28 protein-coding genes are annotated in these 26989 nt (G+C 75.7%); 15 read left to right on the top strand and 13 right to left on the bottom strand.

Annotated elements, in window-relative coordinates:
* The first annotated feature begins 25 nt into the window (after positions 1 to 25).
* The 9 genes from HH311_RS20120 (at position 26) to HH311_RS20080 (ending at position 11321) form a co-directional block, all read left to right on the top strand.
* Positions 26 to 1333, top strand: coding sequence for an FAD-dependent oxidoreductase (locus HH311_RS20120; RefSeq protein ID WP_169185458.1), 1308 nt, complete (start codon positions 26 to 28; stop codon positions 1331 to 1333).
* Positions 1330 to 2061 (top strand): SDR family NAD(P)-dependent oxidoreductase, encoded by a 732-nt coding sequence (locus HH311_RS20115; protein ID WP_169185457.1) that lies wholly within the window; start codon positions 1330 to 1332, stop codon positions 2059 to 2061. The genes HH311_RS20120 and HH311_RS20115 overlap by 4 nt, the downstream gene beginning before the upstream one ends.
* Entirely contained in the window at positions 2058 to 2828 is a 771-nt protein-coding gene (locus HH311_RS20110) for an SDR family NAD(P)-dependent oxidoreductase (protein ID WP_169185456.1), read from the top strand. The genes HH311_RS20115 and HH311_RS20110 overlap by 4 nt, the downstream gene beginning before the upstream one ends.
* Positions 2829 to 2839: 11 nt before the next feature.
* On the top strand, positions 2840 to 3745 hold the full coding sequence (locus HH311_RS20105; protein ID WP_211190512.1) for a CoA transferase subunit A: 906 nt from the start codon (positions 2840 to 2842) through the stop codon (positions 3743 to 3745).
* The gene (locus HH311_RS20100; protein ID WP_211190511.1) at positions 3742 to 4605 is read left to right on the top strand and encodes a hypothetical protein; all 864 of its coding nucleotides are present in this window, start codon (positions 3742 to 3744) and stop codon (positions 4603 to 4605) included. Before HH311_RS20105 ends, HH311_RS20100 begins: the two co-directional genes overlap by 4 nt.
* Positions 4602 to 6596 (top strand): acetate--CoA ligase family protein, encoded by a 1995-nt coding sequence (locus HH311_RS20095; protein ID WP_169185454.1) that lies wholly within the window; start codon positions 4602 to 4604, stop codon positions 6594 to 6596. Before HH311_RS20100 ends, HH311_RS20095 begins: the two co-directional genes overlap by 4 nt.
* Before the next feature lie 170 nt (positions 6597 to 6766).
* On the top strand, positions 6767 to 7393 hold the full coding sequence (locus HH311_RS20090) for an MEDS domain-containing protein (protein WP_169185453.1): 627 nt from the start codon (positions 6767 to 6769) through the stop codon (positions 7391 to 7393).
* On the top strand, positions 7390 to 9048 hold the full coding sequence (locus HH311_RS33435; protein ID WP_211190510.1) for a helix-turn-helix domain-containing protein: 1659 nt from the start codon (positions 7390 to 7392) through the stop codon (positions 9046 to 9048). Before HH311_RS20090 ends, HH311_RS33435 begins: the two co-directional genes overlap by 4 nt.
* Positions 9045 to 11321, top strand: coding sequence for a molybdopterin-dependent oxidoreductase (locus HH311_RS20080; protein WP_169185452.1), 2277 nt, complete (start codon positions 9045 to 9047; stop codon positions 11319 to 11321). The genes HH311_RS33435 and HH311_RS20080 overlap by 4 nt, the downstream gene beginning before the upstream one ends.
* 17 nt (positions 11322 to 11338) lie before the next feature.
* Here HH311_RS20080 and HH311_RS32760 read toward each other — a convergent pair whose 3' ends face one another.
* The 7 genes from HH311_RS32760 to purD form a co-directional block, all read right to left on the bottom strand.
* Positions 11339 to 11710 (bottom strand): nitrile hydratase accessory protein, encoded by a 372-nt coding sequence (locus HH311_RS32760; RefSeq protein WP_169185451.1) that lies wholly within the window; start codon positions 11708 to 11710, stop codon positions 11339 to 11341.
* On the bottom strand, positions 11707 to 12297 hold the full coding sequence (gene nthA, locus HH311_RS20070) for a nitrile hydratase subunit alpha (protein WP_312030268.1): 591 nt from the start codon (positions 12295 to 12297) through the stop codon (positions 11707 to 11709). The genes HH311_RS32760 and nthA overlap by 4 nt, the downstream gene beginning before the upstream one ends.
* Complete coding sequence (locus HH311_RS20065; RefSeq protein ID WP_169185450.1) at positions 12294 to 12974, bottom strand: SH3-like domain-containing protein; 681 nt, start codon at positions 12972 to 12974, stop codon at positions 12294 to 12296. The genes nthA and HH311_RS20065 overlap by 4 nt, the downstream gene beginning before the upstream one ends.
* Positions 12975 to 13143: 169 nt before the next feature.
* A complete protein-coding gene (locus HH311_RS20060; protein WP_169185492.1) occupies positions 13144 to 14277 on the bottom strand; it encodes a pyridoxal phosphate-dependent aminotransferase in 1134 nt (377 codons plus the stop codon).
* Between the two features lie 163 nt (positions 14278 to 14440).
* A complete protein-coding gene (locus HH311_RS31030) occupies positions 14441 to 15652 on the bottom strand; it encodes a transglycosylase SLT domain-containing protein (RefSeq protein WP_312030267.1) in 1212 nt (403 codons plus the stop codon).
* A gap of 4 nt (positions 15653 to 15656) precedes the next feature.
* Positions 15657 to 16034 carry a hypothetical protein gene (locus tag HH311_RS20050; RefSeq protein WP_169185449.1) on the bottom strand — a complete coding sequence of 126 codons (378 nt, stop codon included), beginning with the start codon at positions 16032 to 16034 and terminating at the stop codon, positions 15657 to 15659.
* A gap of 185 nt (positions 16035 to 16219) precedes the next feature.
* Complete coding sequence (gene purD, locus HH311_RS20045) at positions 16220 to 17482, bottom strand: phosphoribosylamine--glycine ligase (protein WP_169185448.1); 1263 nt, start codon at positions 17480 to 17482, stop codon at positions 16220 to 16222.
* 96 nt (positions 17483 to 17578) lie between these two features.
* Between purD and HH311_RS20040 the strand changes: the two genes are divergently transcribed.
* Complete coding sequence (locus HH311_RS20040) at positions 17579 to 18589, top strand: glycerophosphodiester phosphodiesterase family protein (protein WP_169185447.1); 1011 nt, start codon at positions 17579 to 17581, stop codon at positions 18587 to 18589.
* Positions 18590 to 18596: 7 nt separating this feature from the next.
* Here the strand turns inward: HH311_RS20040 and HH311_RS20035 are convergent, their stop codons facing one another.
* Both HH311_RS20035 and HH311_RS20030 read right to left on the bottom strand, forming a co-directional pair.
* Complete coding sequence (locus tag HH311_RS20035; RefSeq protein ID WP_169185446.1) at positions 18597 to 18923, bottom strand: UBP-type zinc finger domain-containing protein; 327 nt, start codon at positions 18921 to 18923, stop codon at positions 18597 to 18599.
* 37 nt (positions 18924 to 18960) lie between these two features.
* Complete coding sequence (locus tag HH311_RS20030) at positions 18961 to 20235, bottom strand: adenylosuccinate synthase (protein ID WP_169185445.1); 1275 nt, start codon at positions 20233 to 20235, stop codon at positions 18961 to 18963.
* An 83-nt stretch (positions 20236 to 20318) separates the two neighbouring features.
* Between HH311_RS20030 and HH311_RS20025 the strand changes: the two genes are divergently transcribed.
* Positions 20319 to 21101, top strand: coding sequence for a hypothetical protein (locus tag HH311_RS20025; protein ID WP_211190509.1), 783 nt, complete (start codon positions 20319 to 20321; stop codon positions 21099 to 21101).
* A 167-nt stretch (positions 21102 to 21268) separates the two neighbouring features.
* Positions 21269 to 21514 carry a hypothetical protein gene (locus HH311_RS20020; protein ID WP_169185444.1) on the top strand — a complete coding sequence of 82 codons (246 nt, stop codon included), beginning with the start codon at positions 21269 to 21271 and terminating at the stop codon, positions 21512 to 21514.
* A gap of 32 nt (positions 21515 to 21546) precedes the next feature.
* Here the strand turns inward: HH311_RS20020 and HH311_RS20015 are convergent, their stop codons facing one another.
* Both HH311_RS20015 and fbaA read right to left on the bottom strand, forming a co-directional pair.
* Positions 21547 to 21987 (bottom strand): DUF3151 domain-containing protein, encoded by a 441-nt coding sequence (locus HH311_RS20015; protein WP_169185443.1) that lies wholly within the window; start codon positions 21985 to 21987, stop codon positions 21547 to 21549.
* A gap of 142 nt (positions 21988 to 22129) precedes the next feature.
* On the bottom strand, positions 22130 to 23164 hold the full coding sequence (fbaA, locus tag HH311_RS20010) for a class II fructose-bisphosphate aldolase (RefSeq protein WP_169185442.1): 1035 nt from the start codon (positions 23162 to 23164) through the stop codon (positions 22130 to 22132).
* A 260-nt stretch (positions 23165 to 23424) separates the two neighbouring features.
* On the opposite strand from fbaA, the gene HH311_RS20005 reads away from it, so the two are divergent.
* The 3 genes from HH311_RS20005 to HH311_RS19995 all read left to right on the top strand — a co-directional run bounded on the left by HH311_RS20005 (position 23425) and on the right by HH311_RS19995 (position 25690).
* Positions 23425 to 24186 carry a SigE family RNA polymerase sigma factor gene (locus tag HH311_RS20005; protein ID WP_312030265.1) on the top strand — a complete coding sequence of 254 codons (762 nt, stop codon included), beginning with the start codon at positions 23425 to 23427 and terminating at the stop codon, positions 24184 to 24186.
* Between the two features lie 144 nt (positions 24187 to 24330).
* Complete coding sequence (locus HH311_RS20000) at positions 24331 to 24879, top strand: hypothetical protein (protein WP_169185441.1); 549 nt, start codon at positions 24331 to 24333, stop codon at positions 24877 to 24879.
* Positions 24880 to 24943: 64 nt separating this feature from the next.
* Entirely contained in the window at positions 24944 to 25690 is a 747-nt protein-coding gene (locus tag HH311_RS19995; protein WP_169185440.1) for a DedA family protein, read from the top strand.
* A gap of 3 nt (positions 25691 to 25693) precedes the next feature.
* On the opposite strand, the gene HH311_RS19990 is transcribed toward HH311_RS19995, so the two are convergent.
* Both HH311_RS19990 and HH311_RS19985 read right to left on the bottom strand, forming a co-directional pair.
* A complete protein-coding gene (locus HH311_RS19990; protein ID WP_169185439.1) occupies positions 25694 to 26341 on the bottom strand; it encodes an RNA methyltransferase in 648 nt (215 codons plus the stop codon).
* The gene (locus tag HH311_RS19985; RefSeq protein WP_169185438.1) at positions 26338 to 26925 is read right to left on the bottom strand and encodes an orotate phosphoribosyltransferase; all 588 of its coding nucleotides are present in this window, start codon (positions 26923 to 26925) and stop codon (positions 26338 to 26340) included. Before HH311_RS19985 ends, HH311_RS19990 begins: the two co-directional genes overlap by 4 nt.
* Between the last annotated feature and the right edge of the window lie 64 nt (positions 26926 to 26989).

Here is a 26989-nt window from a genome sequence, read left to right as displayed (position 1 = left end):
CGGGTCGCCCGTAGCGTTTCCGCTCGTGGCCGGTCGGCTCGTGGTTCTCGGCGGCGGCGCCGCGGGGATGTCCGCGGCGTCGGCGGCCCGCCGGACCGACCCCGGCCTCGAGGTCGTCGTCCTCGAGGCGACCGGGTACGCGGCGGCCGGGCTCTGCGGCCTGCCCTACCACCTTGCCGGGCTGGTCGGAGCGGCCGAGGACCTGGTCGCGTACCCGCCGTCGTTCTTCCGGGAGCGACGCGGCATCGACCTGCGCCTGGGCACGGAGGTCGTCGGGGTCGACACCGACCGGCGGCTCGTGCTCCACCGGGAGGGTCCGCCGCTCGGGTACACCGCGCTCGTCGTCGCCACCGGGGGCAGGCCGACGACGATCCCGCTGCCGCGCCCCGCCGACCGGCCCGGGTTCGTGGTGCGCACCGTCGAGGACCTGGTCGACCTGCGCGCGCTCGTCGACGCGGGCGGGGTGCGGCGCGCCCTCGTCGTCGGCGCGGGCTACATCGGCCTGGAGACCGCCGAGGCCCTGGCCGGGCGCGGGGTCGCGGTCACGGTCGCCGAGCGGCTGGACCGGGTGCTGCCGACCACCCTCGACCCCGAGGTCGCCGCCGTCGTCGAGGAGCACGTGCGCACCCACGTCGACCTGCGGCTGGGCACCGACGCGGTCCCGCTCGCGGCCGACGAGGGCGTCGACGTCGTCGTCACCTGCACGGGCGTCGGCCCGGCCGCGGACCTGCTGGCCGGCGCGGGCGCGCGGACCGGGCCGGGCGGCGCGCTGCTGGTCGACGACCGGATGCGCACCTCGCTGCCCGGGGTGTGGGCGGCCGGGGACTGCATCGCGCCGTACCACCGCGTGCTGGGCGCGCCCGCCTTCGTCCCGCTCGGGCCGACGGCGAACAAGACCGGCCGGGTCGCGGGCACCGTCGCGGCGGGCGGCGACGCGCGGTTCGCCGGCATCGTCGGGACCGCGGTGGTCAAGGTGTTCGACCTCGAGGTCGCCCGCACCGGCCTCACGCTCGCCGAGGCCCGCGCCGCCGGGTTCGCCGCCGTCGCCGCGGACGTCGTGAGCCGCAGCCGCGCCAAGTACTACCCCGGGGTCAGCCCGGTGCACGTCCGCGTGGTCCACGAGCCCGGGGGCCGGCTGCTCGGTGCGCAGCTCGTCGGGCGGGAGGGCGCCGCGAAGCGGGTCGACGTCGTCGCCACCGCGCTGCACGCGGGGCTCTCGGTCGACGACCTCGCCGACCTCGACCTGTCCTACGCGCCGCCCTACGCCCCGGTCTACGACCCGGTCCTCGTCGCGGCCCAGGCCGCGCAGCGGGTCACGGCGAGCGCCGGATGAGCGGCGGGACGCGGGTCGCCGTCGTGACCGGCGGGGGCTCGGGGATCGGGCGGGCGACGTGCGCGCGGCTGAGCGAGGACGGGTTCGCCCTCGCCGTGATCGACCTGGTCCCGCCGCCGACCGCGGACCCGGGCGACCTGGCGCTGACCGCCGACGTCGGGGATGCGGCGGCCGTCGAGGACGCGGTGGGGGCGGTCCTCGCCCGGTTCGGACGGATCGACGTCCTGGTCAACAACGCCGGGACCACCGGCGGCCCGGCGGCGACGGTGTGCCACGAGACGCCCGTGGCGGACCTGGACCGGGTCCTCGCGACCAACGTGCGCGGCCCGTTCCTGTGCAGCCGCGCGGTGCTCCCCACGATGCTCGCCCACGGCGCGGGGCACGTCATCACGGTCGCCTCGTCGGCCGGCATCGCGGCCTTCCCGGGCCGGTGCGCCTACACCGCGTCCAAGGGCGCCGCCCTGATGTTCGCGAAGGCGCTGGCGCTGGACTACGCCGCGGCCGGCATCCGGTCGAACGCGGTGTGCCCCGGGTTCGTCCGGACCCCCATGACGCAGTGGCGGCTCGACGTCCCCGAGCTCGCCGCCCAGGTCGAGGCGAACATCCCCCTCGGGCGGGTCGCGGAGCCCGACGAGGTGGCGGACGCGATCTCGGTGCTCGCGTCCGGGCGGATGGGCTACATGACCGGCCACGCGCTGGTCGTCGACGGAGGGTGGACCGCGCGATGACCGATCGGTTCGCGGGCAAGGTCGTGCTGGTCACCGGGGCGGGCTCGGGCATCGGCCAGGCCGCCGCGCTGCGCTTCGCCGCCGAGGGGGCGAGCGTCGCGGTCCTCGACGTCCGGCCCGAGGGCGCCGCGCTGACCACGATGCTCGTCGAGAAGGAGCACGAGGGCCGGGCGCTCGCGCTCTGTGCCGACGTCGCGGACGCCGACGAGGTCACGACGGCCGTCGACCTCGCCGTGGCCGAGCTCGGGCGCCTCGACGCGGTCTACAACAACGCCGGGACCATGGACCTCGGCTCGGTCGAGGACACCCCCGAGGACACCTGGGACCGGACCTTCGGCGTGCACGCGCGCGGGACGTACCTGACCTCGCGGGCCGCGCTCGAGCACCTCGGACCCGGCGGCGCGATCGTCAACCAGGGCTCGATCGCCGCGCTCGTCGGGGTGCAGTACCTGGCGGCCTACAGCGCGGCGAAGGGCGCCGTGGTCGCGCTGACGCGGGCGATGGCCGTCGACCTCGCGCCGCGCGGCATCCGCGTCAACGCCATCTGCCCCGGCACCTGCCGTACCCCGATGACCGAGCCGCTGTTCCGGGCCCGCGGCGAGGGCGACCCGGAGGCCGGCGTGGCGCAGACGCTCCCCAAGTACCCCCTCGGCCGGCTCGGGACCCCGGAGGACATCGCCGCGGTGGCGGCGTTCCTCGCGAGCGACGAGGCGTCGTTCATGACCGGGTCGGTCGTCACGTCGGACGGGGGGATGACCGCGCAATGAGGGAGTCGACGATGAGCTTCCACCTCGGGGGCGACAAGCGCGCCTCCCTCGCCGAGGCCGCGGCCCGGGTCGGCGACGGCGCGCTGGTCGCGCTGGGCGGCGGGCTCTGCGCCCGGCTGCCGATGGCGCTGGTCCGCGAGATGGTCCGGCAGGGCCGGCGCGACCTGCACCTCGTCGGCTCGGCGCACAGCATCGACGTCGACCTGCTGATCGCGGCCGGGGCGGTCGGGGTGTGCGAGGAGAGCTACGTCGGGTTCGAGCAGGACCTCGGGCTGGCACCCGCATTCCGGCGGGCGGCCCGCGACGGCTCGGTCGAGGTCCGGGAGAGCTGCTGCGCGACGGTCCTCGCCCAGCTGCGGGCCGCCGAGGCGGGCGTGCCGTTCCTGCCGGTGCGGGGCATCAAGGGCACCGACGTGGAGGGGCTCCACCCCGAGTACGCGCGGATGACGTGCCCGTTCACCGGCGAGGAGCTCGTCGTGGTGCCGCCGCTGCGACCCGACGTCGCGCTGCTGCACGCCCCGCTCGGCGACGCGCACGGGAACCTGCACCTCGACCAGCCGTTCGTCCTCGACGAGCGCTTCGCCCACGCGTCGGTGGCGGTCGTCGCGACGGTGGACCGGATCGTCCCGACGGCGGAGCTGGTCGGCGCCGGCGTCGTCGTGCCCGGCCACCTGGTCGCGGCGGTCGCCGAGGTGCCCTACGGGGCGCACCCGTCGTCGTGCTACCCGGGCTACGCCTACGACCGGCCGCACCTCGCGGCGTACCTGGCCGCGGCGACGGCGGGCGGCACCGCGCTCGACGAGTACCTCGCCCGCTACGTCCACGTCGACGAGGACACCTACGCGAAGGACGTCGACCCGGAGCGGCTGGCGGCGTGGTCGGGGTCCACCCGGGCGTGGCAGGAGCTGTTCCGGTGAGCTGGGCACTGGACGCCGGCCACGCGGCGCAGCGGAGCTGGACCCTCGACGAGGCGTTCGTCGTCGCGCTGGCCCGGACGATCCGGGACACCGAAGCGGTGTTCCACGGGTTCGCGAGCCCGTGCGCGCAGGTCGCGATGCACGTCGCCAAGCGCACCCACGCCCCGGACTGCCTGCTCATCGAGGGCGCGACCTACGCCGTCGACCCGGTCCCGGTGTTCGTCCCGCCCACCGGCAACGACCTCGCGCTGCACCGCGACGCGGTCTACCGGATGCGGTTCGAGGAGTTCTTCGACGCCGCGTGCCGGGGCGCGGTCGACCGGATGTTCCTCTCCGGCGGCCAGATCGACGGCTACGGCAGCACGAACGTCACCGCGATCGGCGGGATGCCGCACCCGAAGATCAAGCTCGGCGGCGGGGGCGGCGGCGGGAACATCTCCGCGAGCATCGGCGCGCTGACGGTCTGGACCTCGCGGCACCGGGCGGGCCGGACGCTGGTCGCCGACCTGGACTTCCTCACGGACCTGGGCCACCGCACGCGCGAGGGCTCCCGCGCCGAGCTGGGCTACACCGGCGGCGGGCCGCAGTGGCTGGTCACCGAGCTCGGCGCGTTCGACTTCGACGGGGACGGCCACGCCCGGCTCCGCGCGCTGTGGCCGGACGTCGACGTCGACGACGTGGCGGCGGCGACCGGCTTCGAGCTCCGGGTCGCCCTCGACGGCGCCGACGGGCTGCTCGACCCGCCGTCGCCGGCCGAGCTCGCGGCGGTGCGGGCGGTGGACCCGCTCGGGGTGCGGCGGTCGGAGTTCGCCGAGGTGGAGCTCGCGCGCACCCCCGGGCTCTCCGGGGTGGCGCGATGAGCCTGCTCGACGCGCTGTTCCGCCCGCGGCGGGTGGCGCTCGTCGGCGCCTCCGACCGGCCCGGGAGCCTCGGCCAGGTGCTCGCCGCCAACCTCGCCGACTTCCCGGGCGAGGTCGTGCCGGTGCGCGGCGGGGAGTCGCTGCGCGACGTCGCGGGGCCGATCGACCTCGCCGTCGTCTCGGTGCCGGCGAAGGCCGTCCCCGCGGTCGCCGCGGATGCGGCGGCGGCGGGCGTCGAGGCGATGGTGGTCCTCTCGGGCGGCTTCGCCGAAACCGGTCCCGACGGCGCCGCCCTGCAGGAGGAGCTGGTCGCCGCCGCGGGGTCCGTGCGCGTCGTGGGCCCGAACTGCTTCGGCATCCAGAACTGCGACCTGCCGCTGAACGCGTCGATGGCGACCGGGCTCCCGGACGGCGGCGGCGGGATCTCGCTGGTCAGCCAGTCCGGGGCGTACGGGATGGCGATCCGCACCCTCGCCGTCGACGAGCGCACCCGGTTCGCCAAGATCCTCGCTCCCGGGAACACCTGCGACGTCAGCATCGCCGAGCTGCTCGGCGAGCTCGCCGCCGACCCGGCGACGCGGACGCTGTGCTTCCTCCTGGAGTCCCTGTCGGCGTGCTCCTCCGAATTCGGCGGGCGTGCGTTCGTGGAGGCCGCGCGGCGGACCGGGGCCGAGAAGCCGGTGATCGTCGCGAAGACCGGGCGGTCGGACGCCGGGGTCCGCGCGGCCGCGTCGCACACCGCCGCCCTGGCCGCGACGCGGACGGTCTGGGAGGGCGTGTTCCGGCAGGCCGGCATCGTCGAGGTGGCCTCCGGACAGGAGCTCCTCGACGTCGCCCGGGCGCTCGACGGCCAGCCCCGCCCGACGGGTGACCGGGTCGCGGTGATCACGAACTCCGGCGGGGTCGGCGTGGAGCTGTGCGACCTCCTGGCCGACGAGGGGCTCGCGGTGCCGGCGCTGTCACCGGGGCTGCAGGAGCGGATCCGCGCGATGCTGCCCCCCTTCGCGAGCCCGGTGAACCCGGTGGACGTGACCCCGGTGTGGTCGCGCTTCGCCGAGCTCTACCCGGCGCTGACCGACCTGCTGGCGCGCAGCGGGGAGGTCGACGTGGTCGTCCCCGTGCTGCTGCAGCGTGCGGCGATGGACGCCGCGACCGCCGAGGGGCTGCGGGACGCCGTCGCGGCGCTGCGGGCCGACGGGGTCGAGGTGCCGGTCGCGGTGTGCTGGGTCGCGCCGCGCGACGCCCGCCCGAACGCGGACCTGCTCCAGGAGAGCGGGGTGCCCTGCTTCGAGTGGCCGGCCCGGACGGCGCGGGCGCTCGGGCACGCGCAGCGCTGGGCCCGCCGGCGCGAGCGCCGCCCCGTCGCGCCCCGGCCGGTCGTCCCGGTCGCGGCGCCCCCGCCGCTGGACCCGGAGGCGGGGGCGGCGTTCCTCGCGCGGTTCGGCGTCGCGACCGCGCGGTCGGTCACCTGCGCCGATCCCGACGAGGCGGTCGCGGCGGCCACGACGTTCCCGGTGGTCGTGAAGATCGCGGGTGTCGCGCACCGGACGGAGCTGGGCGGCGTGCGGGTCGGGCTCTCCGGCGCGGCGGACGTCCGCGCCGCGGCGCAGGAACTGCTCGCCCACGGCCCGGTGCTCGTGCAGCCGCAGCTGACCGGCGTCGAGGTCGCCGTCGGCGCGCTCCGGGACCCGGTCTTCGGGCCGGTGGTGATGGTGGGCCTCGGCGGCATCTGGATCGAGGTGCTCGCCGACGTCGCGTTCGCCCTCGCCCCGCTGGACCGGGCCGACGCCCGGGAGCTGCTCACCCGGCTCCGGGGATTCCCGCTGCTCACCGGGGCGCGCGGCGCCGCGCCGGTCGACCTGGACGCGCTCGCGGACACCATCGTCGGGGCCGGCGACGCGCTGGTGGCGGGCGACGTCGGCGAGATCGACCTGAACCCGGTGCTCGCGACGCCCGCCGGCGTCGTCGCGGTGGACTGGAAGGTGAGCTGACCCGTCCTCGTCCCGGCGGGACCATGCCGCGGCCGGGTTCCGTCCCTCGTGGCCGAGGCCACTGGCCCGGGTGGCCCCGTAGCGTCCGGCGCAGATCGAGGGCCGTGTGGTCCTGTCCGGACACCCTCGTCCCGCAGTACGGTGTGTGATCTACGACACAGAGGTAGGTCATGGCGGCATCGATGACGATGGGGCTCCCCGGCGTCCGGCTCCGGCCCGGCGACCACATCTGTGCCTTCTACCGCGGCCCGGAGCAGCGTGACGCCCTGCTGGTGCCCTACCTGCGCGAGGGCCTCCGCGCGGGCGACATGTGCCTGTGCGTGACCGACGATCCGGCGGCCGAGACCGCGGTGATCGACCTGCTCGCGGAGTCGGTGTCGGACCCCGAGCTCGCGCGGGGGTGCCTGCGGTCGACCGACTCCGAGTCGACGTACCTCGCCGACGGGTGCTTCGTCATCGACCGGATGCTCGCGTTCTGGGAGACCGAGGTCGGGGGCGCGGTCACGCGCGACGGCTTCGCGTCGGTGCGCTCGGTCGGCGAGATGACCTGGGCCCTCTCCGGGCGGCCCGGCGTCGAGGGGCTGCTCTCCTACGAGTCCCGGCTCAACGACTTCCTGCCGCGCTACCCGCTCGTCGCCCTCTGCCTCTACGACCTCGAGCGGTTCAGCGACGGGGAGCTCGTCGTCGAGATCCTGCAGACCCACCCGGCCGTGCTGATCGGCGGCCAGCTGGTGGAGAACCCCTGGTACACCGACCCGCACGACTACCTCGGCCGGAGACCGGCCACCGCGTCGTGAGGGTCACCGCGGCCCCGCCCGACCGGACGGAGCGCGCCCTGCTCTCGAGCATGCGCAGCCTGCTCCTGCTCGGGAAGATGATGGCCGAGGGCGCCGACGAGGCGCAGATCCTCCTGCTCGCGAGCGGGGCCGCGCCGTCGGTGGCCCGGTGCGGGTACGCCCGGGTGGTGCTGGCCGGGGACACGGAGCCCCGGGAGCTCGCGGCGGCCGTCGCCGGGCTGGGGCCGTCCGAGGGCGAGGTGGCGGTCGCCGGGCTGCGGCACGCCTGGGCCTGGCCGCTGCGGCGGACCGACGACCACCTGGGGCACCTCGTCGTCGCGGGACCGACGGAGTTCTCCGGCGAGGAGACGTTCCTGCTCCGGGCGCTGGCCCAGCAGACCGGGGACGCGCTGGCCAACCGCCGGCTCCACGACCAGGAACAGGCCACCGCGGCCACGCTGGTCGCGGTCAACGACCGGTTGCGGGGCACCGTCGAGGCACTCCGGCGCAGCATGGACATCCACAGCCGGCTGACGGCCGTCGCCGTGTCCGGGGAGGGCCGGGACGGGATCGCCCGCGCGGTGCACGAGCTGACCGGCCTCGACGTGGCCATCGAGGACCGCCACGGCAACCTCCAGGCGTGGGCGGGCTCCGAGCGCCCCACCCCGTACCCCAAGGAGTCACCGGCCTGCCGCGAGCGGCTGCTGGCCCGCGCCGCCCGCGAGGCCCGGCCCCTGCGCCACGGCGCCCAGGTCCTCGCCCTCGCCCATCCGCAGGGCGACACCCTCGGCGCGATCGTGCTGCGCGACCCCGAGCACCGCGCCGGCGAGGCCGAGCTGATGGCGCTGGAGCACTCGGCGACCATTCTCGCGATGGAGCTCGCGCGGGTCCGCAGCCTCGCCGAGAGCGAGCTGCGGCTGCGCCGCGACGTGGTCGACGAGCTGCTCGGCGGCACCGACGAGGAGTCCAGCCTCGCCCGGGCGATGGCGCTGGGCTACGACCTGCAGCGCCCGCACCGGGTCGTCGTCGTCGAGGGCCGGGCCGGGCACGGGCGGGCGCACGACGACGACGTCCTCTTCCAGGCGGTCCGCCGGGCCGCGCGCGACGAGCCGGCCGGCTCGCTCGTCGTCGCCCGCCGCGACGAGGTGGTCCTGCTCGCGGACAGCGAACCGGACTGGGAGCACCTCCGGCGCGCCGTGCTGCGCGAGATGGGGGGCGGTCGGGCCCGGATGGGCGTCGGACAGCGCTGCGACCAGGTGGGCGACTTCCCCCGCTCCTACCGGCAGGCGCGGCTGGCGCTGCGTCTCCCCGCGCAGGCGGAGCAGGACGACCGCGCGGTCCGGTTCGACGACCTCGGGGTCTACCAGCTGCTGGTGGGCGTCGAGGACCTCGGCGAGGTCGAGCGGTTCGTGCAGCGCTGGCTGGGCAAGCTGCTCGAGTACGACGCGTGCCGCAGCTCGGAACTGGTCCGCACCCTCGCCCACCACCTGGAGCGCGGCGGCAACTACGAGCTCACCGCGAAGTCGCTCATCGTCCACCGCAACACGCTCAAGTACCGCCTCCAGCGCATCCGGCAGATCGCCGAGGTCGACCTCAACGACCCGGACGTCTGGTTCAACCTCCACCTGGCGACGCGGGCCTGGCGCACGCTCGACGTCCTGCGCACGAGCCGGTGAGCCCCGACCACCTCGCGCACTGGGGCGCCTACTCCCCCGAGATCACCCACGGCGAGGTGACCGCGGTCCGCCCGGCCCCGGACGACCCGTGCCCGTCCCCGCTGCTCGACAACGTCGTCGGGTCGCTGCGCCACCCCCTGCGCACCACGACCCCGATGGTGCGCGAGGGCTGGCTGCGCGACGGCCCGGGCGCGGACCCGCGCCGGGGGGAGGACCGGTTCGTGCCCGTCGGGTGGGACGACGTGATCCCGCTGCTCGCCGGCGAGCTGCGACGCGTGTACGACCGGTCCGGGCCGGAGTCGGTGTTCGGGGGCTCGTACGGGTGGTCGAGCGCGGGACGGTTCCACCACGCGCAGGGCCAGGTCCACCGGTTCCTGGGTGCCCTCGGCGGCTACGTCGCCTCGGTCAACACCTACAGCGCGGGCACCGCGGAGGTCCTGCTCCCCCACGTCCTCGGGGGCGGCGCGACGGTGCTGCGCGGGCTGACCAGCTGGGACGTCCTGGTGGAGCACACCACCCTGATGGTGTGCGTGGGCGGCGTGCCCGCCAAGAACACCGCGGTCGCGCCGGGCGGTCGCACGGCGCACACCACGGGGAGCGCGCTCACCGCGATGGCGCGCCGCGGGACGGAGTTCGTCCTGGTCGGCCCCGACCGCCGGGACCTGCCCGCCGAGGTGCACGGCCGGTGGCTCCCGGTGCGGCCCGGCTCGGACACGGCGCTGCTGCTGGCCCTCGGCCACGAGCTGGTGGTCGCCGGGCTGCACGACGAGGCGTTCCTGCGGACCCACTGCACCGGCGCCGACACCGCGATCGGCTACCTGCTCGGACGGACCGACGGGGTGCCGCGGTCGGCGGCCTGGGCGGCGCCGATCTGCGGGGTGGAGGCGGGGGAGATCGTGGCGCTGGCCCGGCGGATGGCCGAGCGGCGCACGATGATCACCGTCACCTTCTCGCTGCAGCGGGCCGAGTTCGGGGAGCAGCCGGTGTGGGCGGGGGTCCTGCTGGCCGCCCTGCTCGGCCAGATCGGGCTGCCCGGCGGAGGGTTCGGGCACGGCTACGGGTCGGTCGGCGACAACGGCCACCCCGCCCACACGGGCCCGATCCCGACGCTGCCCCAGGGCGTGAACGCGTGCCGGACGCGCATCCCGGTGGCGCGGATCGCGGACATGCTGCTCCGACCGGGCGGCGAGTACCCCTACGACGGCGCGACGCACCGGTACCCGTCGATCGAGCTCGTCTACTGGTGCGGTGGCAACCCGTTCCACCACCACCAGGACCTCGGCCGGCTGCGCGAGGCGTGGCGCCGGGTCCCGACCGTCGTGGTGCACGAGCCGTACTGGACGTCCACGGCCCGTCACGCCGACGTCGTGCTCCCGGCCACCGTCACGCTCGAGCGCGACGACATCGGGGCCTCGCGGACCGAGCCGGTGATCACCGCGATGCGCGCGGCCGCACCGCCCCACGCCGGGGCCCGGGACGACTACACGATCTTCGCCGCCCTGGCCGGCGAGCTGGGCGTGGCCGAGCGCTACACCGAGGGACGCACCGCCGCGCAGTGGCTGCGCCACCTCTACGAGCAGTGGCGCGCCACGACCCCCGGGCGGCCGGACTTCGACGCGTTCTGGGCGGCCGGACGGACCGACGCCCCGGCACTCGTGCCGTCGACGCTCCTCGCGGAGTTCCGCGCCGACCCGACCGGCCGCCCGCTCGCGACACCGAGCGGGCGGATCGAGCTGGCCTCGGCCCGGATCGCGTCGTTCGGGTACGCCGACTGTCCCGGTCACCCCGTCTGGCACGAGCCGACGGAGTGGGCGGGCTCGCCGCGGGCCGCCCGGTTCCCGCTCGTGCTGCTCGCGAACAACCCGGCCACCCGCCTGCACAGCCAGCTCGACTTCGGCCCGCACAGCCGGGGGTCGAAGGTCGCCGCGCGGGAGCCCGTGCGGATGACGACGGCCGACGCCGCGGCGCGCGGGCTGGCCGACGGCGACGTGGTCCGCGTGTTCAACGACCGCGGCGCCTGCCTCGGCGGCGTCACGCTGACCGACGACCTGCTGCCCGGGGTGGTGCAGATGTCCACCGGCGCCTGGTTCTCCCCCGTCCCCGGCGTGGAGCCGGTGCTGTGCGCGGCGGGGAACGTCAACGTGCTCACGCCCGACGTCGGGTCGTCGTCGCTCTCGCAGGGGTGCAGCGGGGCCCGGGTGCTCGTGGAGATCGAACGGTGGGAGGGCCCGGTGACGCCCATCCGCTCCCACGAGCCTCCGGGGGAGGCCTGACGCTCCGGGTCCCGACGTCAGTGGGCGTGGTCGGCGTGGTCGTGGTCGTGGCCCGCGGGCCGCTCCGCGAACGCGGCGGACCGCGCGGCCACGTCGCCGGCGGTCAGCGCCGCGCCGTCGACGAGCACGTCCTCCAGGGCGTCCAGCCAGCAGGCGTAGTACCGGAAGTCCGGGGCGTCGACGCCGTGCTCGGCCTCCCACGCCCCGATGCGCCCGATCAGCCGGTCCCGGAAGTCGTCCCAGCCGAACAGCCCGGCGTCGGCCAGGGCCACCGCCATCCCGAACGCCCGGCTCTCCCAGGGCTCGGCGAAGACGAGCTCGCCGTTGCTGCGCGGCGGCGCGGCCGGCCCGGCGACGTCGAGCCGGGCCTGCCCCGGCGGCGCGCTCACGGGGCCGCCACGGTCGCGACGCCCACCATGGCGTCGCGGGTGACCAGCCCCGCGAGCGCGTCGGCGTCCCAGCCGTCGGTGCCCGCGGGGCGCTGGGGCAGCACCAGGTAGCGCACCTCGGCCGACGAGTCCCAGACCTCGATCCGCTTCCCGGCCGGGAGGTCCAGGCCCATCTCGTACAGCACGGTCCGCGGCTCGCGCACCACCCGCGCCCGGTAGGCCGGGTCCTTGTACCAGCTCGGCGGCAGGCCGAGGACCGGCCACGGGTAGCAGGAGCAGAGGGTGCAGACGACGACGTGGTGGACGTCGTCGGTCTGCTCCAGGACCACGATGTGCTCGCCCTGGGGCCCGCCGAACCCGAGCTCGGCGATCGCCGGGGTGCCGTCGGCGAGCAGGCGCTCCCGGTACTCCGGGTCGGTCCAGGCCCGCGCGACGACCTTCGCCCCGTTGAGCGGGCCCACGTCGCGCTCGTAGGTGGTGATGAACCTGTCCATCACGGCCGGGTCGACCAGCCCGCGCTCCACGAGGAGGGCCTCCATGGCCTCTGTGCGCAGGGCGGGCGACGGGCGTTCGGCGGCAGCGCTCACCGGTCGGCCTCGCTCTCCGGGATCAGATAGCTCTCGAACAGGTCGGCGTGCAGCGTGAACGGCTCGGCGTCGGGGCCCCACAGCTCGGTCGAGGGGAAGCCGACGGTGTAGACGTACTGCGGGTTCTCCCCCTCGAACACCGCATGGGTGTCGGGCAGCAGGTGGCCCGGCCGGACCGCGGTGATCGTCCCGCGCCGCCGGCGCAGGTACCCGGGGAGCTTGGACGGGCCGCGGGGGCGCAGGTCCGCGGTGACCACCGCGCCGCCGACGGCGAACGCGGGCGGGCCCTCGACCTCGCGCAGCGACCCCGGGCCGGTGGGGGCGTAGTCCGGCCTGGCCGGCTCCGGGAAGGCGGGCTCCTCGACCTCCTCGCCCGCCAGTCGCCGGGCCCGCGCGTCGACGGCCCCCGGGGCGAGCACCGCGCTGTCGGTGAGCATGAGCTCGGCGGCGTTGAGCCAGCGGCCGTAGTACCCGTCCGCGAGGTAGGAGACCGGGTCGAGCCGCTCCAGGGCGTAGCGGAACGCGTCGAGGTTGCGCCCGGACACCCGGTTCATCGTGAGCAGGGTCAGCGCGAAGCTGCGCCCCTCCCAGGGCTCGGCGAACGGGGCCTCGTCGGGGTCCGGCACCTTCGCGGGCCCCCACCCCGGGGATCCCCCCATGTCGGCCAGCGGATCCACCGCGGCTCCTCCCGTCGTCGCTCGATGCCGCCCGGGGACACACCCCCGGGCGGGCTGACTCGCGCCGTTGCGGGTCGGACCGTTCCGCGGTGCATCATCGCCACCGTGCGGTCCCGGGGACAGCCCGGGAGGGGCCGAGATCGTGGTCACACCCGCCGTCGGGACGCCGCTAGATCGTCGGCAGCCAGCGGCCCAGCCGGACCAGGGCCTCGCGGACGTCGTCGGTGGCGCCGGCGAACGAGAGCCGGATCCAGGTGTGGCCGTCGACCGGGTCGAAGTCGATGCCCGGGGCCACCGCGACGCCGGTCTCGGCGAGGATGCGCTGCCCGAACGCCAGCGTGTCGTCGGTGTGGTGCCCGACGTCGGCGTACACGTAGAACGCGCCGTCGGCCGGCGCGAGACGGGTGATGCCGATCTGCGGCAGGCCCTCGAGCAGCAGCGCCCGGTTGACCGCGTACCGCTCGACGTGGGAGTCGGCCTCGGCGTAGGAGGCCTCGGTGAACGCCGCCAGCGCCGCCATCTGGGCCGGGACCGGCGCGCACACGGTGAAGTTCCCGGAGATCACGTCGACGGCCCGGCGGAGCCGCTCGGGGACGAGCAGCCACCCCAGCCGCCAGCCGGTCATCGACCAGTACTTCGAGAAGCTCGTGACGACGACGGCCTCGTGGCCGGTGTTCCAGGCCGTCTCGGAGCGGGGGCTCGTCGGGTCCCCGGAGTCGTACTCGATGCCGTGGTAGATCTCGTCGCTGATCAGCTGCGTGCCGTGCTCGTCGCACCACCGGGACAGCGCCGCCAGCTCGGCGGGGTCGATGACGGTGCCGGTCGGGTTCGCGGGGCTCGCGACGATCAGCCCGGCCGGGGCCTCGTCGAGCTCGTCGAGCATCGCGACCGTCGGCTGGAAGCGGGTCCCGGGCCCCGTCGGGAGCTCGACGACGCGGCACCCCAGGCTCGCGAGGATGTTCCGGTAGCAGGGGTAGCCGGGGCGGGCGAGGACGACCGTGTCGCCGGCGTCGAACGCCGCGAGGAAGCTCAGCAGGAACCCGCCCGAGCCGCCGGTGGTGACGACGACGTCGTCGGCGGTCACCGACTCGTCGCCGTAGCGGCGGCGGTGGTGGGCGGCGATCGCGGCCCGGAGCTCGGGGACGCCCAGCGAGCCGGAGTAGCCGAGGATCTGCTCCTCGAGCGCCGTCGCGGCCGCGTCGCGGACGTCGATGGGCGCCGGGGTCGAGGGCTGTCCGGCGGAGAGGTTGACCAGGTCGCCGTGGGTGCGCTGGCGCTCGGCGGCGGCCGCCCAGACGTCCATGACGTGGAACGGCGGCACCTGGGCGCGGATGGCGGGGGTCCTCGGCGGCCGGGCGATCGTCACGCGCTCCACCCTGGCACAGGGGGTCCCGGTGCCAGCGAAGCGTCGTTGCTTGCATCCAGTGGCAGGAAAGCCCCGTCGTCGAGGTCGGTCGGCCGGGGATCTAGTAGCCCACGTAGCCGTGGCCGTGCGCGAGGGCCTGGACGCCGGGCACGCGCGAGACCGAGCCGTAGCGCTCGATGGCGTACCGGACCCCCGCGATGATGTTGTCGACCGGGTCGTGGATGTCGCCGTGGCCGGGGAGCTTGTGGGCGGCGAAGGTCGGGCCGATCGTCTGCATGAGGCCGATCGAGGGCGTGCCCTTCGCCGCGTTGGAGTCCCACCCGTTGGTCGCGTCGGGGTCGCCGCCCGACTCGTGGTGGATGATCGTCGCGATGGCGTCCGGGTCCATCTTGTCCGCCGGCACGCCGTGCTGGGCGAGGATCGCGGTGGCCCGACGGATCCAGTCGCCGACCTTCCCCGGCGGACCGCCGCCCGGCCCCGCCGTGGCCTCGCCCGAGCCGCCGTCGTCCCCCGAGGCGGCCCCGCCGTCGTCCCCGGAGTCGCCGTGGTGCGCGCTGCCGGACCCGGAGTGCGTGGCGTGGGGCGACCCGGCGTCGTCCCCCGACCCGCCATCACCCGACCCGCCGTCCCCCGACCCGCCGTCGTCCCCGCCGGTGATCCGCGCGGCCTGCACCGGGTGGTCGGCGCCGGGGGTCACCTGCCGGCGGTCGGCCCACCGCGAGGACGCCCCCGAGCTCCCGGAGACCCCGGCGTCGGGCGAGCGCATCCGCGACCAGCCGGTCATCCCGTCGGTCAGCGTGCGCAGCCGGCGGGCGCAGTCCGCCACCTCGGACTCCGCGCGGGCCAGCGCCGACCGGGCCCGGGCGGTCGGCCCGGCGACGGCGGCCCGGACGTCCGCGGCGCTCGCCGTCCCGGAGACGCCCACGCCGGAGTGCGCGGCGTCGAGGGCGTCGGAGACGTGCCCGGCCACCTCGTCGCGCAGCGAGGCCAGCGTGCGCCCGAGCCCGGCGAGCTCGCGGTGCGCGGCGCGGGCGGCGTCGCCGGTCGAGGACCCGGCGCGGGCGAAGTCGGCGGTGTAGCGGGTGAAGGCGTCGGCGCCGGGCCCCTGCCAGGCGCGCGCGACGTCGTCGCCGCCTCCGGCCACCGTGCGCATCGCGTCGTCCATCCCGTCCGCCAGGGACGCGAGCCGGCGGCCGAGGTCGGTCACCGCGGCGGCGTCGACCCGGTCCACCCGCCGCGCGATCGCGAGCAGTTCCTCGGTGCCCGGCGTGGCCTCGAGCGCGCCCACGACGTCGTATCCCCAGCCCGCCACCGGCTCACCGCAGCGCGGCCAGGGCGCCCAGTCCCGACGACGACGGGCCCCGCGCCCCGGCACGCAGCCCGCTCGCCCCACGCGTCACGGCACGCACCCCGGCGGCGCCCTCGGCGTCGGCACCCTGCATCGAGCGCAGCGTCGCGTCGAGGGCGCGGTCGACCTCGTCCATCCGCGCGCCGCCCGCCGTCAGCTCGCCCTCGAGCGCTGCCCGCAGGTCGGCCAGCGCCCCGAGCAGCGACCCGCCCGAGGAGAGCCCGTCCACCCCCAGCTCGTCACCGGAGGCGAGCAGGTCGGCGAGCGCCGGGATACGGCGGGACTGGCTCGCGGCGGACACGCGGGCCTGCTCGATCGCGGCGGAGCCGTAGACGACATCGGGCACGGCGCGAGGGTAGGTCGGACCGGCCGCGGCCGGTGGTGGTTCGCGGGAACTCACGGGGTCGGCCGATGTCAGGAAGGGTCCATCCTGACGTCGGGTGTCAGCGATGGTCCGTCGCTGGCCGGGCGACGACGGGGCTTTCCTGCCACTGGATGCAAGCAACGACGCTCGGCTTGCACGAACGGGACTCAGCCCGGCACGGCGATCCGCCCCTCGACCGCCGCCCGGGCGATGTCGGTGCGGGCGTGCCCGGCGGGCAGGTGGACGGCGCCGACCCGGGCGTAGGCGTCCGCGCGCGCCTCGGCCAGCGTGTCCCCGGTGCCGACGACGGACAGGACCCGGCCGCCGGCGGAGACCACCGCCCCGTCGTCGCGGCGCCGCGTCCCCGCGTGCAGCACACCGGGTGCCTCCGACCCGGTGATCACCTCGCCGGTGCGGACCGCGCCGGGGTAGCCCTCGGCCGCGACCACCACGGTCACCGCGTACCCGTCGGCCCAGGTGGGCGCCGGTTCCGAGCCCAGCCGGCCGGTCGCGGTCGCGAGGAGCAGCGAGGAGAGCGACGAGCGCATCAGCGCCAGCACGGCCTGCGTCTCGGGGTCGCCGAAGCGGGCGTTGAACTCCACCACCTGCGGGCCCGACGCGGTGAGCGCCAGCCCGGCGTAGAGCAGCCCGGAGAACGGCGTCCCCCGCCGCACCATCTCGGCGGCGACCGGCCGGACGATCCGCTCCACCACGTCGTCCACGAGCGACGGCGGGGCCCACGGCAGCGGCGCGTAGGCGCCCATGCCGCCGGTGTTCGGCCCGGCGTCGTCGTCGCCCAGGCGCTTGGCGTCCTGCGCCGGGAGCAGCGGCACCACGTCGGTGCCGTCCACGCAGCAGAACAGCGACACCTCGGGGCCGTCGAGGAAGGACTCGAACAGCACGGGGTGGCCGTCCTCGAGCAGCCCGCAGGCGTGGGCCCGGGCGTCGTCGCGGTCGGTGGTGACGAGCACGCCCTTCCCGGCGGCCAGGCCGTCGTCCTTGACCACCCACGGCGCGCCGAACTCGTCGAGCACCGCGTCGAGCCGGGCGGGGGTGTCTACGACCTCCGAGGCCGCCGTCGGGACGCCCGCCGCGGCCATCACGTCCTTCGCGAACGCCTTCGAGCCCTCGATCCGCGCCGCGGCCGCCGTCGGGCCGAAGCACGGGATGCCGGCCTCGCGCAGGGCGTCGCCGACCCCGGCGACGAGCGGGGCCTCCGGGCCCACGACGACGAGGTCGGCCTTCCACCGCCGCGCGAGGTCCACGACGGCGGGACCCGACGTCGGGTCCGCGAGACCCGGGTGCTCGGCGAGGCCGGCCGTGCCGGCGTTGCCGGGCGCCGCGGCGAGCGCGGTGACCGCCGGGTCGGCGGCGAGGGCCAGCAGCAGGGCGTGTTCGCGGGCTCCGGACCCGACGACCAGGACGCGCACGGCCGCCGACCCTACGGGCCGCGCCCCCCGAGTGTTCACGTGCCGTGTGCCACCCGGACCTGCGGGCGACCCCCGGGACCGGAGAAGATCGGACGCATGGGGGCCACGCAGCGCGCCGTGACCATCGTCGGGCACCGGGGGACGCCGGGCTACCGGCCGGAGCACACGGTGGAGTCGTACTCGCTCGCGGCCCGGCTCGGGGTGGACGCGGTCGACGTCGACCTCTGCCCGACGCGCGACGGCCACCTCGTCGCCCGCCACGAGCCGGAGATCGGCGGGACCACCGACGTCGCGGCGCGGCCGGAGTTCGCGTCCCGCCGGACCACCCGCGTGATCGACTCCCTGGAGACCGAGGGCTGGTTCACCGTCGACTTCACGCTGGCCGAGCTCAAGACCCTGCGCGCGGTCGAGCGGATCCCGGCGACCCGCCCGCACAACACGCTCTACGACGGCCGCGACGAGGTCCTCACGCTCGACGAGGTCCTCGACCTGCTCGACGACCTCTCCCGCGAGCGGGGACGGCGCGTCGGGATCCTCCCCGAGGTCAAGCACTCGACGTACTTCGCCTCGATCGGGCTGCCCGTCGAGCCGGGCCTGGTGGCGACCCTGCGCCGCCGGGGTCTCGACGACGACCCGCACGTGCTCGTCCAGTCCTTCGAGACCACGCTGCGCGGCCTGCACGACCAGCTCGGGTGCCCGCTGCTCCAGCTCCTCGACGGCCCCGGCACCGCGCCCGCCGACCTCGTGGCCGCCGGCGACCCGCGGACCTACGACGACCTCGTCACCCCCGACGGCCTCCGGGAGATCGCGGGCTACGCGGCGTGGATCGGGCCGACCAAGGAGCGGGTGATCGGGCCCGACGGCGAGCCCACGACGCTGCTCGCCGACGCCCGCGCGGCGGGGCTGAAGACGATGCCGTACACGTTCCGCAACGAGAACGAGTTCCTCCCGCCGGCCCTGCGGCGCGGGCAGGCGGGGACGTCGGCGCAGGCCGCGCCGCGGTCGGCCTACGGCGACGCGCTCGCCGAGTACGCGCGCTTCCGCGACCTCGGCGTCGAGGGGCTGTTCAGCGACAACGGCGACACCGCCCTGCTCGCCTGGAGCTGACCGCTGCTCACCGGTGGACGGTCGGGACCCCGTCCTCGGCCAGCACCAGCGGCAGCAGCCGCCGGTCGACGTAGCACCACCGCCACGCCTCGCCCGGCTCGAACGACTGCATGACCGGGTGGCCCGTCTCCTCGTGGTGCGCCGTGGCGTGCCGGTGGGGGCTGGAGTCGCAGCACGCGACGTGCCCGCACGTCATGCACATCCGCAGGTGCGCCCAGACGTCGTACCCGGCCTCCCGGCAGTCCGGGCAGATCAGGCCCGGGGTGTCCGGATCGACCGACGGGGTGGGCTGGTCGGTGTGCTTGGAAGCGATGAGGTGTTCACAGGCGCCCACGTCACCAGTCTAGGTGACCGGGCGGACCTGCCACCCCCTAGCGCGTGATGGTGGCGTCGCGACCCGGACCGACCCCGATCGCGGAGACCCGCGCGTACGACAGTTCCTCGATGCGCGCGACGTAGTCGCGGGCCGCGGGCGGCAGGTCGTCGAACGAGCGGCAGGCCGAGAGGTCCTCGAACCAGCCCGGCATCCGCTCGTACACCGGCCTGGCGTGGTGCAGGTCGGACTGCGTCATCGGCATGTCCTCGACCCGCTTGCCGTCGATCTCGTAGGCGACGCAGATCGGGACCTCGCGCAGGCTCGAGAGCACGTCGAGCTTGGTGAGGAAGATGTCGGTGAGGCCGTTGACCCGGGTCGCGTACCGGGCGATCACGGCGTCGAACCAGCCGCAGCGCCGGCTGCGCCCGGTGGTCACCCCGAACTCCCCGCCCTGCTTGCGCAGGTACTCGCCGTCGTCGTCGAACAGCTCGGTCGGGAACGGGCCGGACCCGACGCGGGTGGTGTAGGCCTTGAGGATCCCGATGACGCGGTCGATGCGCGTCGGCCCGATCCCCGACCCGGCCGACGCACCGCCCGCCGTCGGGTTCGACGAGGTCACGTACGGATAGGTGCCGTGGTCGACGTCGAGCAGCGTGCCCTGGGAGCCCTCGAGCAGCACCGTCTCGCCCCGCTCGAGCGCCTGGTTGAGCGCGAGGCGGGTGTCGGCGATGCGGTGGGCGAAGCCCTCGGCCTGGCCGAGCACCTGGTCGGCCACCTCGTCGGCGTCGAGCGCGCGCCGGTTGTAGACCTTCACGAGGATCTGGTTCTTGAGGTCGAGCGCGGCCTCGACCTTCTGGCGCAGGATCTTCTCGTCGAGGACGTCCTGCACGCGGACGCCGACCCGGGCCACCTTGTCCTGGTAGGCGGGGCCGATGCCGCGCCCGGTGGTGCCGATGCGGCTCTTGCCGAGGAACCGCTCGGTGACTTTGTCCATCGCCACGTGATACGGCATGATCAGGTGCGCGTCGGCCGAGATCAGCAGCTTGGACGTGTCCACGCCCTGGTCCTCGAGGCCCGCGAGCTCGTCGAGCAGCACCCCGGGATCCACCACGACGCCGTTGCCGATCACGTTCGTGACACCGGGCGTCAGGATCCCCGACGGGATCAGGTGCAGCGCGAACTTCCCGCCGTCGGGCAGCACCACCGTGTGGCCCGCGTTGTTGCCACCCTGGTAGCGGACGACCCAGTCGACCTCGCCACCGAGGATGTCGGTGGCCTTGCCCTTGCCCTCGTCGCCCCACTGGGCGCCGATGAGGACGATGGCCGGCATGTGACACTCCCTGGTCCGACGCGTGCGTGCTGCCGCACGGGTCGCCCGTTGGCCCACCCCGTGCACCCGAAGGGTAGTCGTAGTTGTCCGCCGATCCGACACCGCGGTCCCGTGGCGAGGGCCTGCTCGTCGTGCTGACCTGCGGAGACGGCGCCCGACGCCGCTGGGAGGACGGCCTCGCCACCGCGGCGGCGAAGGAGACGGCCCGCGTGGTCGGGGTGCCGGCCCGGCCGGGGAAGCCGGACGTCGATCCCGTGCTCGACATGGCGACGCTCGACCGGGCCGGCCAGGGCGGGCGGCTCGTCGTCGTCGGCACCGACGCCGACCTGGCCGCGGTGCTCGTCCGGCTCCTGCGCACCGAGCGGCTCGAGGTGCCGGTCGCCTTCGTGCCGCTCGGGCCGTCGGTGGCCGCGACCGTCTGGGGCCTGCCGCCCGACGGGGCCGCCGCCCTCGACGTCGCCCGTCGCGGCCTCGCCCGGCCGGCGCCCCTCGTGCGGGACGACCGGGGCGGCGTGGTCGCCGGGGAGCACGTGGTGGGCCCGTTCGACGGCGTCGTCTACTGCGACGAGCACGAGGTGCTGCGCGGCGACGCCGCCGGCCTCGTCGTGCGCCCCGATCCCGCCGGTCGCCCGATCGAGATCGGTGGGGTCGACGTCGGCGGGGTCGCGGTGGCCGTCACCGGGGCGCGGCGCTTCGCCGGGCTGCGCCGTGGGGTCGAGCACCGGGGCCGGGGCCGCGCGGCGACCCTCGGCTGCCGGCCCGCCGCGCTGCGTCGCGACGGGGTCGACGACGACCGCCCGCTCGAGCGCCGCAGCTGGTACCGCCACACCGTCGACTGGACGCTGGTCCGTCCCGCGGAGACATGACCGCTCCCTCGCGGTGACGGTGGGTGAGAGCCGGGTCGCCCGGTGTCCGCCTCGCATGTGGGTGGCAGGTGACCGCCGACACACCTGCGGTGACCGCGCTGCACCGATCGGACCGACCTCGACGGACGGGAGGTTCGGACCCGCGCGGACCGGGGTACGTTCAGTTCATGCTGGTCGCGGTCCTCATCCCGGTGCTCCTGCTGATCGCGGCCGTCCTCATGGAGAAGCTCGAGACCCGGGTCCTCGACGCGCCGTTCCGCCGGCGCCCGGTCCGGCCGCCGCTGCGCCTCGAGGCCGCACCGGTCCGGCCGGTTGCGCAGCGTCACCTCCAGTCGGTGAGGGACCCGGAGCCGCTGGTGGTCGACGCGCGGCCCGTCGACGTCGTCGACGAGCCGCTGCGCCAGGCCTCCTGAGGCGCCCCGGACGACGCCCCTGGACGACGCCCCTAGACGACGCCGAGCGCGGCGGCGGCCTTCGGGTCGCAGTCGTCCAGCAGCTCGCGGCAGCGCAGCGCCTCGTCGTCCTCGCCGATCGTGGCGCTCGCCCGGGCCAGCACCGCCACGGAACGCAGGAAGCCCTGGTTGGGCACGTGGTCGACCGGCACCGGGCCGAAGCCCTTCCACCCGTTGCGGCGCAGCTGGTCCAGCCCGCGGTGGTAGCCGGTGCGCGCGTAGGCGTACGCGGCGATCGTCTCGCCCGCGTCCAGCGCCCGCTCCGCGAGCGTCGCCCACGCGGCGCTCGAGGTCGGGTGGTCCGCGGCGACGGCGGCCGGGTCCTCGCCGGCGTCCAGCCGGGACGTCGGCCGGGGATCGGCGGGCAGCAGGGTGGGCGTCGGCCCGAGGAGGTTGTGGCCGTGGTCGGCGGAGGGACCGGTCGGGATGGTCATGCCCCCGATCGTCCCACTCCGGGCGGCGGGCCCGTGGCGCGCCGGGAGCGCCCGGTACGAACGGCCGGTCCGTGACCATCGATGGTCACGAACCGGCCGGTCGTGCGCGTCGGGGGCGCTGGTACCGCGCCTACCCTGCGGCCTACTTGCCGAGCGACTGCCCCGTCGCACGCAGGTTCTCGCACGCCTGGACGACGCGGTCGGACATCCCGACCTCGGCGGCCTTGAGGTAGCTGCGGGGGTCGTAGGCCTTCTTGTCGCCGACCTCGCCGTCGACCTTCAGCACGCCGTCGTACTTCGTGAACATGTGCCCGGCGATGGGCCGGGTGAAGGCGTACTGGGTGTCGGTGTCGACGTTCATCTTGACCACGCCGTAGTCCAGCGCCTCGTGGATCTCCTCGAGGAGCGAGCCCGACCCGCCGTGGAACACCAGGTCGAAGGGCTTCGAGTCCTCGGGGAGGCCGAGCTTGCGGGCCGCGACCTCCTGGCCCTCCTTGAGCACGGACGGGCGCAGCTTGACGTTGCCCGGCTTGTAGACGCCGTGGACGTTGCCGAACGTCGCGGCGAGCAGGTAGCGGCCCTTCTCACCGGCACCGAGGGCCTCGACGGTGTGCTCGTAGTCGCCCGGCGCGGTGTAGAGCTTCTCGTTGATGTCGTTGGCGACGCCGTCCTCCTCACCGCCGACCACGCCGATCTCGATCTCCAGGATGATCTTCGCCTTGGCGCACTTCTCCAGGAGCTCCTGGGCGATCTCGAGGTTCTCGTGCAGCTCCACCGCGGAGCCGTCCCACATGTGGGACTGGAACAGCGGGTTCTCGCCGCGGTTGACGCGCTCCTGCGAGATGTCGATCAGCGGCCGGACGAAGGCGTCGAGCTTGTCCTTCGGGCAGTGGTCGGTGTGCAGGGCGACGTTGACCGAGTACTTCTCTGCGACCACGTGGGCGAACTCGGCGAGGGCGCTCGCGCCGGTCACCATGTCCTTGACGGCCTGGCCGGAGCCGAACTCCGACCCGCCGGTGGAGAACTGGATGATGCCGTCGCTCTCGGCCTCGGCGAACCCGCGCAGCGCAGCGTTGATGGTCTCCGACGAGGTGCAGTTGATGGCCGGGTAGGCGAAGCGGTTGGCCTTCGCCCGGTCGAGCATCTCGTTGTAGACCTCGGGGGTCGCGATCGGCATGGTGGCTCCCTGGTCGGCGCGTGTGCAGTCCCGGTCGTCTCCCGGACTCCGCCGGGCGCCGGCCCTGTCGTGGCTGCGACGGTGCACGCCCGGCGCGGGCAGTATGCCCGTCGCGAGGGCCCGTGCACGCCCGTCGTGACGTGGGCGGACGACTTCTCCCGCCCCGGTGGGGCGGTCCCCGTCCGGAGCAGCTCCGGCACCGGGTGTCACGACGCTCCTCCGCCCCGGGGCCGTCGGGGGGCTGGTCTATCGTCGGAGGCGTGGTCGAGCCGGTGGAGAGCGCGATCGAACGCACGCTGGGCAGCCTGCGTGCGCTCGATGCCGTGACGGGGGCCGACGCCTCCGTCGTCCATGCCGCGGCCCCGCCGGCGCCTCGGTCGGAGCCCCGCCCGGCGGTGGGCACGCGGCCCGCGCCCGGCAGACCCGGGCCCGGCCACCCCGGCAACGGCCGGCCCGCGCCGCCCGGCCCGGCGCCGGCCCCCGGCCCCTGGCCCGCCGCCGAGGCTCCCGCTCCCGGGGCGGAGGCACCGCCGGAGGGCCCACGCACCCTCGAGGACCTCTACCGCGAGCACCGCATGCGGTTCGTGCGCCTCGCCATCCTGCTCGTGGACGACCCGGCGACCGCCGAGGACGTCGTCCAGGAGGCCTTCACCGGCCTGCACCGGCACTGGTCGCGGCTGCGCGACGAGAACGCCGCGCTCGGCTACCTGCGCACCGCCGTGGTCAACGGCTCGCGGTCGGTCCTGCGGCGCCGCCGCACCGCCCGGGAGTACACGCCGCCGCACACCGCGGACGCCCGGTCGGCGGAATCGCTCGCGATGCTCTCGGCCGAGCACCAGGCGGTGGTGTCGGCGCTCGGGCAGCTGCCCCGGCGCCAGCGCGAGGTCCTGGTCCTGCGCTACTACGGCGGGCTCTCCGAGGCCGAGATCGCCGAGGCCACCGGCATCAGCCGGGGCACCGTCAAGTCGACCGCGAGCCGCGGCCTCGACGCGATCTCCAAGATCGTCGGGGCCGGCGCCTGACGGTTCCCCCGATCGGTGAGCTGCGGGCGCTGCGCCGACGGGCGGTCGGTGATCGTCCGTCCGGAGCCGCCCACCGCGGTGTGACCACCGCTGTCCCGCACGACCCTGGGGTACGTCCGGGCCCCGCGGCTACGATCCACGGCGATGAGTGACGAGCGGCTGCTGTCCGAGGCGCTGCGGGCCCACGCCGCCGGCGGCGTGTCGACCCCGCGCGTCGAGAACCCCGCGCCCTCGCCCGCCACGACGGATCCCGCGTCCGGGGAGCGGGGAGACCAGGACGCCGGCCGCCGCCGGTTCCGCCCGCTCGGCCGCGTCCGCCGGCCCGACCAGCGCGACCAGGCCCGTCCCGCGCCGGCCCCCGCCGAGCACCCGGCACGCCCCGACGTGCCGGCGCCCCGCTCCGGGAACCTCGTCCCCCCGCCCGGCCGGCCGCGGCCCCCGATGCCGGCGGCCCCGCCGACCGCGCCGGTGCGCCCCGGTCCCACGTCCGGGGGATTCGGCGGCCCGGCGCGCCCCTACGGCCCGGACCCGCGGGTCGGGCCCGCCCGGCCCGCACCCGTCGGCCCGTCGCCGGCCGCCGGCTCCACGCCCTGGAGCGCGGCCACCGTGGCGTGGTGGAGCGTCGTCGCGCTGCTCGCCGGCGGCGTGGTGGGCGGGGCGATCGGCGTGCTCTCGCTGCTCCTGCCGGCCTGATCCGTCCCCGATCGGGCGCTCTGCCGTCCGGGCGCACATCGCCGTCTCACGTGGCGTCGGTACCGTGACCGTCGTGCCGCCTGCCGACGCCACCACCATCGTCGCCCTCGGACCGACGTGGCTCGACCCGAGCCACATCATCTCCGGACTCGGACCGTGGGCCCTCCTCGGCGTGGCGCTCATCATCTTCGCCGAGTGCGGTCTGCTGATCGGGTTCTTCCTGCCGGGCGACTCGCTGCTGTTCATCACCGGCCTCGCCGCCACGACCGGCCTGATCGAGACACCGCTGTGGCTGGTGTGCATCGTGCTCGCGATCGCCGCCTTCGTGGGCAACGCGTGCGGCTACTGGATCGGCCGGGCCGCCGGACCCGCGATCTTCGACAAGCCCGACTCACGGCTCTTCAAGCGCGAGAACGTCGAACGGACCCAGAAGTTCTTCGACAAGTACGGCAACCGGGCCATCGTTCTCGGCCGGTTCGTGCCGATCGTCCGGACGTTCATCACCGTGATGGCCGGCGTCGGGCGGATGGACCCGCGACGGTTCCTGGTCTTCTCCGCGATCGGCGGCGTGCTCTGGGCGGTCGGGGTGACGGTGCTCGGGGCGGTCCTGGGCCAGTTCGACGTCGTGAAGAACAACATCGAGGCGATGCTCGTCCTCGTCGTCCTGCTCTCGCTCATCCCGATCGGGATCGAGGCCCTGCAGGCCCGCCGGGAGCGCAAGCTCGCGGCGTCGAACCCCGCCGAGGAGACCCTCGACGGCGCCGACGACGACGCGCCGACCACCCAGATCCCCCGTCACCGGCAGGGCTGAGACTCACCCCGCGTGGGCCCGGATCCACGCGTGCATGGCGATGCCCGCCGCGACGCCGGCGTTGATCGACCGGGTCGAGCCGAACTGGGCGATCGAGACGACGAGGTCCGCCGCCGCGGCCGCCTCGGGGCTCAGGCCCGTCCCCTCCTGCCCGAAGAGCAGCACGCACCGCTCCGGGAGCTCGGTGGTCTCCAGCGGCAGCGCGCCCGGGCCGTTCTCCACCGCGACCACCGTGAGGCCCTCGGCGCGGGCCCACGCCGCGAGGGCGGCCACGTCCGCGTGGTGCACCACGTGCTGGTAGCGGTCGGTGACCATCGCGCCGCGGCGGTTCCAGCGACGCCGGCCCACGATGTGCACCGCCGCGGCCAGGAACGCGTTCGCGGTCCGCACCACGGTGCCGATGTTGGCGTCGTGCCGGAGGTTCTCGATCGCGACGTGGAACGGGTGCCGCCGGATGTCGAGGTCGGCGACGACGGCCTCCCGCCGCCAGTAGCGGTACCGGTCGACGACGTTGCGCCGGTCGCCGCCCGCGAGCAGCTCGGGGTCGAGCCGCGGGTCGTCGGGCCACGCGTCCGGGCCGCCCGGCCACGGACCGACACCGACCTCCGGCTCCCCCACGGTCCACTCGGTGGGCCCGGGCTCGTCGGTCACCCGAGGCCGAGGTCGGCGAGCCCGAGCAGGGAGCGGTAGGGCACCCCGCGCCCCTCGATGACCCCCGCGGCCCCGGTGTCGCGGTCCACGATCGTCGCGACCCCCACGACCTCGGCACCGGCCTCCCGCAGCGCGTCCAGCGCGGTGACGGGGCTGTCGCCGGTGGTGGAGGTGTCCTCGACGACGAGGACCCGGCGCCCGGCCACGTCGGGCCCCTCGATCCGCCGCTGCATCCCGTGCGCCTTGGCCTCCTTGCGCACCACGAAGGCGTCGACCGGCGGCCCGGGCGCGTGCAGGATCGCCGCGCCCACCGGGTCGGCGCCCATCGTGAGGCCCCCGGCGGCGTCGTAGGCCCAGTCCGCGGTCATCTCCCGCAGCAGCCGGCCGATGAGCGGGGCGGCCTCGTGATGGAGGCTGATCCGGCGCATGTCGACGTACCAGTCGGCCTCCCGCCCCGAGGACAGGGTGACGCGGCCGTGCACGACGGCGAGCTCGCGGGCCAGGGCGGCGAGGCGGTCGCGGGCGGCGGGGTCCACGTCCGGGCCCCCGCCGACGGCGGCCCGCGTGGTCGTGGGGTCGCTCATGGTCGCCATTGTCCGCCCGCGACGCCGACCCGCCCGCGCCAGCCCCGGCCCGCCCGCGCCAGCC

Source organism: Actinomycetospora sp. TBRC 11914 (assembly GCF_012933465.1).
GTDB lineage: Bacteria > Actinomycetota > Actinomycetes > Mycobacteriales > Pseudonocardiaceae > Actinomycetospora.
Note: the sequence above shows the minus strand (reverse complement) of the source record. Positions and strands in the feature narration are given on the sequence as shown.

Coding starts and splice junctions, on each gene's coding strand:
- HH311_RS20115 (WP_169185457.1), top strand. CDS start 1,330: ATGAGCGGCGGGACGCGGGTCGCCGTCGTGACCGGCGGGGGCTCGGGG.
- HH311_RS20110 (WP_169185456.1), top strand. CDS start 2,058: ATGACCGATCGGTTCGCGGGCAAGGTCGTGCTGGTCACCGGGGCGGGC.
- HH311_RS20105 (WP_211190512.1), top strand. CDS start 2,840: ATGAGCTTCCACCTCGGGGGCGACAAGCGCGCCTCCCTCGCCGAGGCC.
- HH311_RS20095 (WP_169185454.1), top strand. CDS start 4,602: ATGAGCCTGCTCGACGCGCTGTTCCGCCCGCGGCGGGTGGCGCTCGTC.
- HH311_RS20090 (WP_169185453.1), top strand. CDS start 6,767: ATGGCGGCATCGATGACGATGGGGCTCCCCGGCGTCCGGCTCCGGCCC.
- HH311_RS20060 (WP_169185492.1), bottom strand. CDS start 14,277: ATGGACGTCTGGGCGGCCGCCGCCGAGCGCCAGCGCACCCACGGCGAC.
- HH311_RS20040 (WP_169185447.1), top strand. CDS start 17,579: ATGGGGGCCACGCAGCGCGCCGTGACCATCGTCGGGCACCGGGGGACG.
- HH311_RS20030 (WP_169185445.1), bottom strand. CDS start 20,235: ATGCCGGCCATCGTCCTCATCGGCGCCCAGTGGGGCGACGAGGGCAAG.
- HH311_RS20020 (WP_169185444.1), top strand. CDS start 21,269: ATGCTGGTCGCGGTCCTCATCCCGGTGCTCCTGCTGATCGCGGCCGTC.
- HH311_RS20015 (WP_169185443.1), bottom strand. CDS start 21,987: ATGACCATCCCGACCGGTCCCTCCGCCGACCACGGCCACAACCTCCTC.
- fbaA (WP_169185442.1), bottom strand. CDS start 23,164: ATGCCGATCGCGACCCCCGAGGTCTACAACGAGATGCTCGACCGGGCG.
- HH311_RS20000 (WP_169185441.1), top strand. CDS start 24,331: ATGAGTGACGAGCGGCTGCTGTCCGAGGCGCTGCGGGCCCACGCCGCC.
- HH311_RS19985 (WP_169185438.1), bottom strand. CDS start 26,925: ATGAGCGACCCCACGACCACGCGGGCCGCCGTCGGCGGGGGCCCGGAC.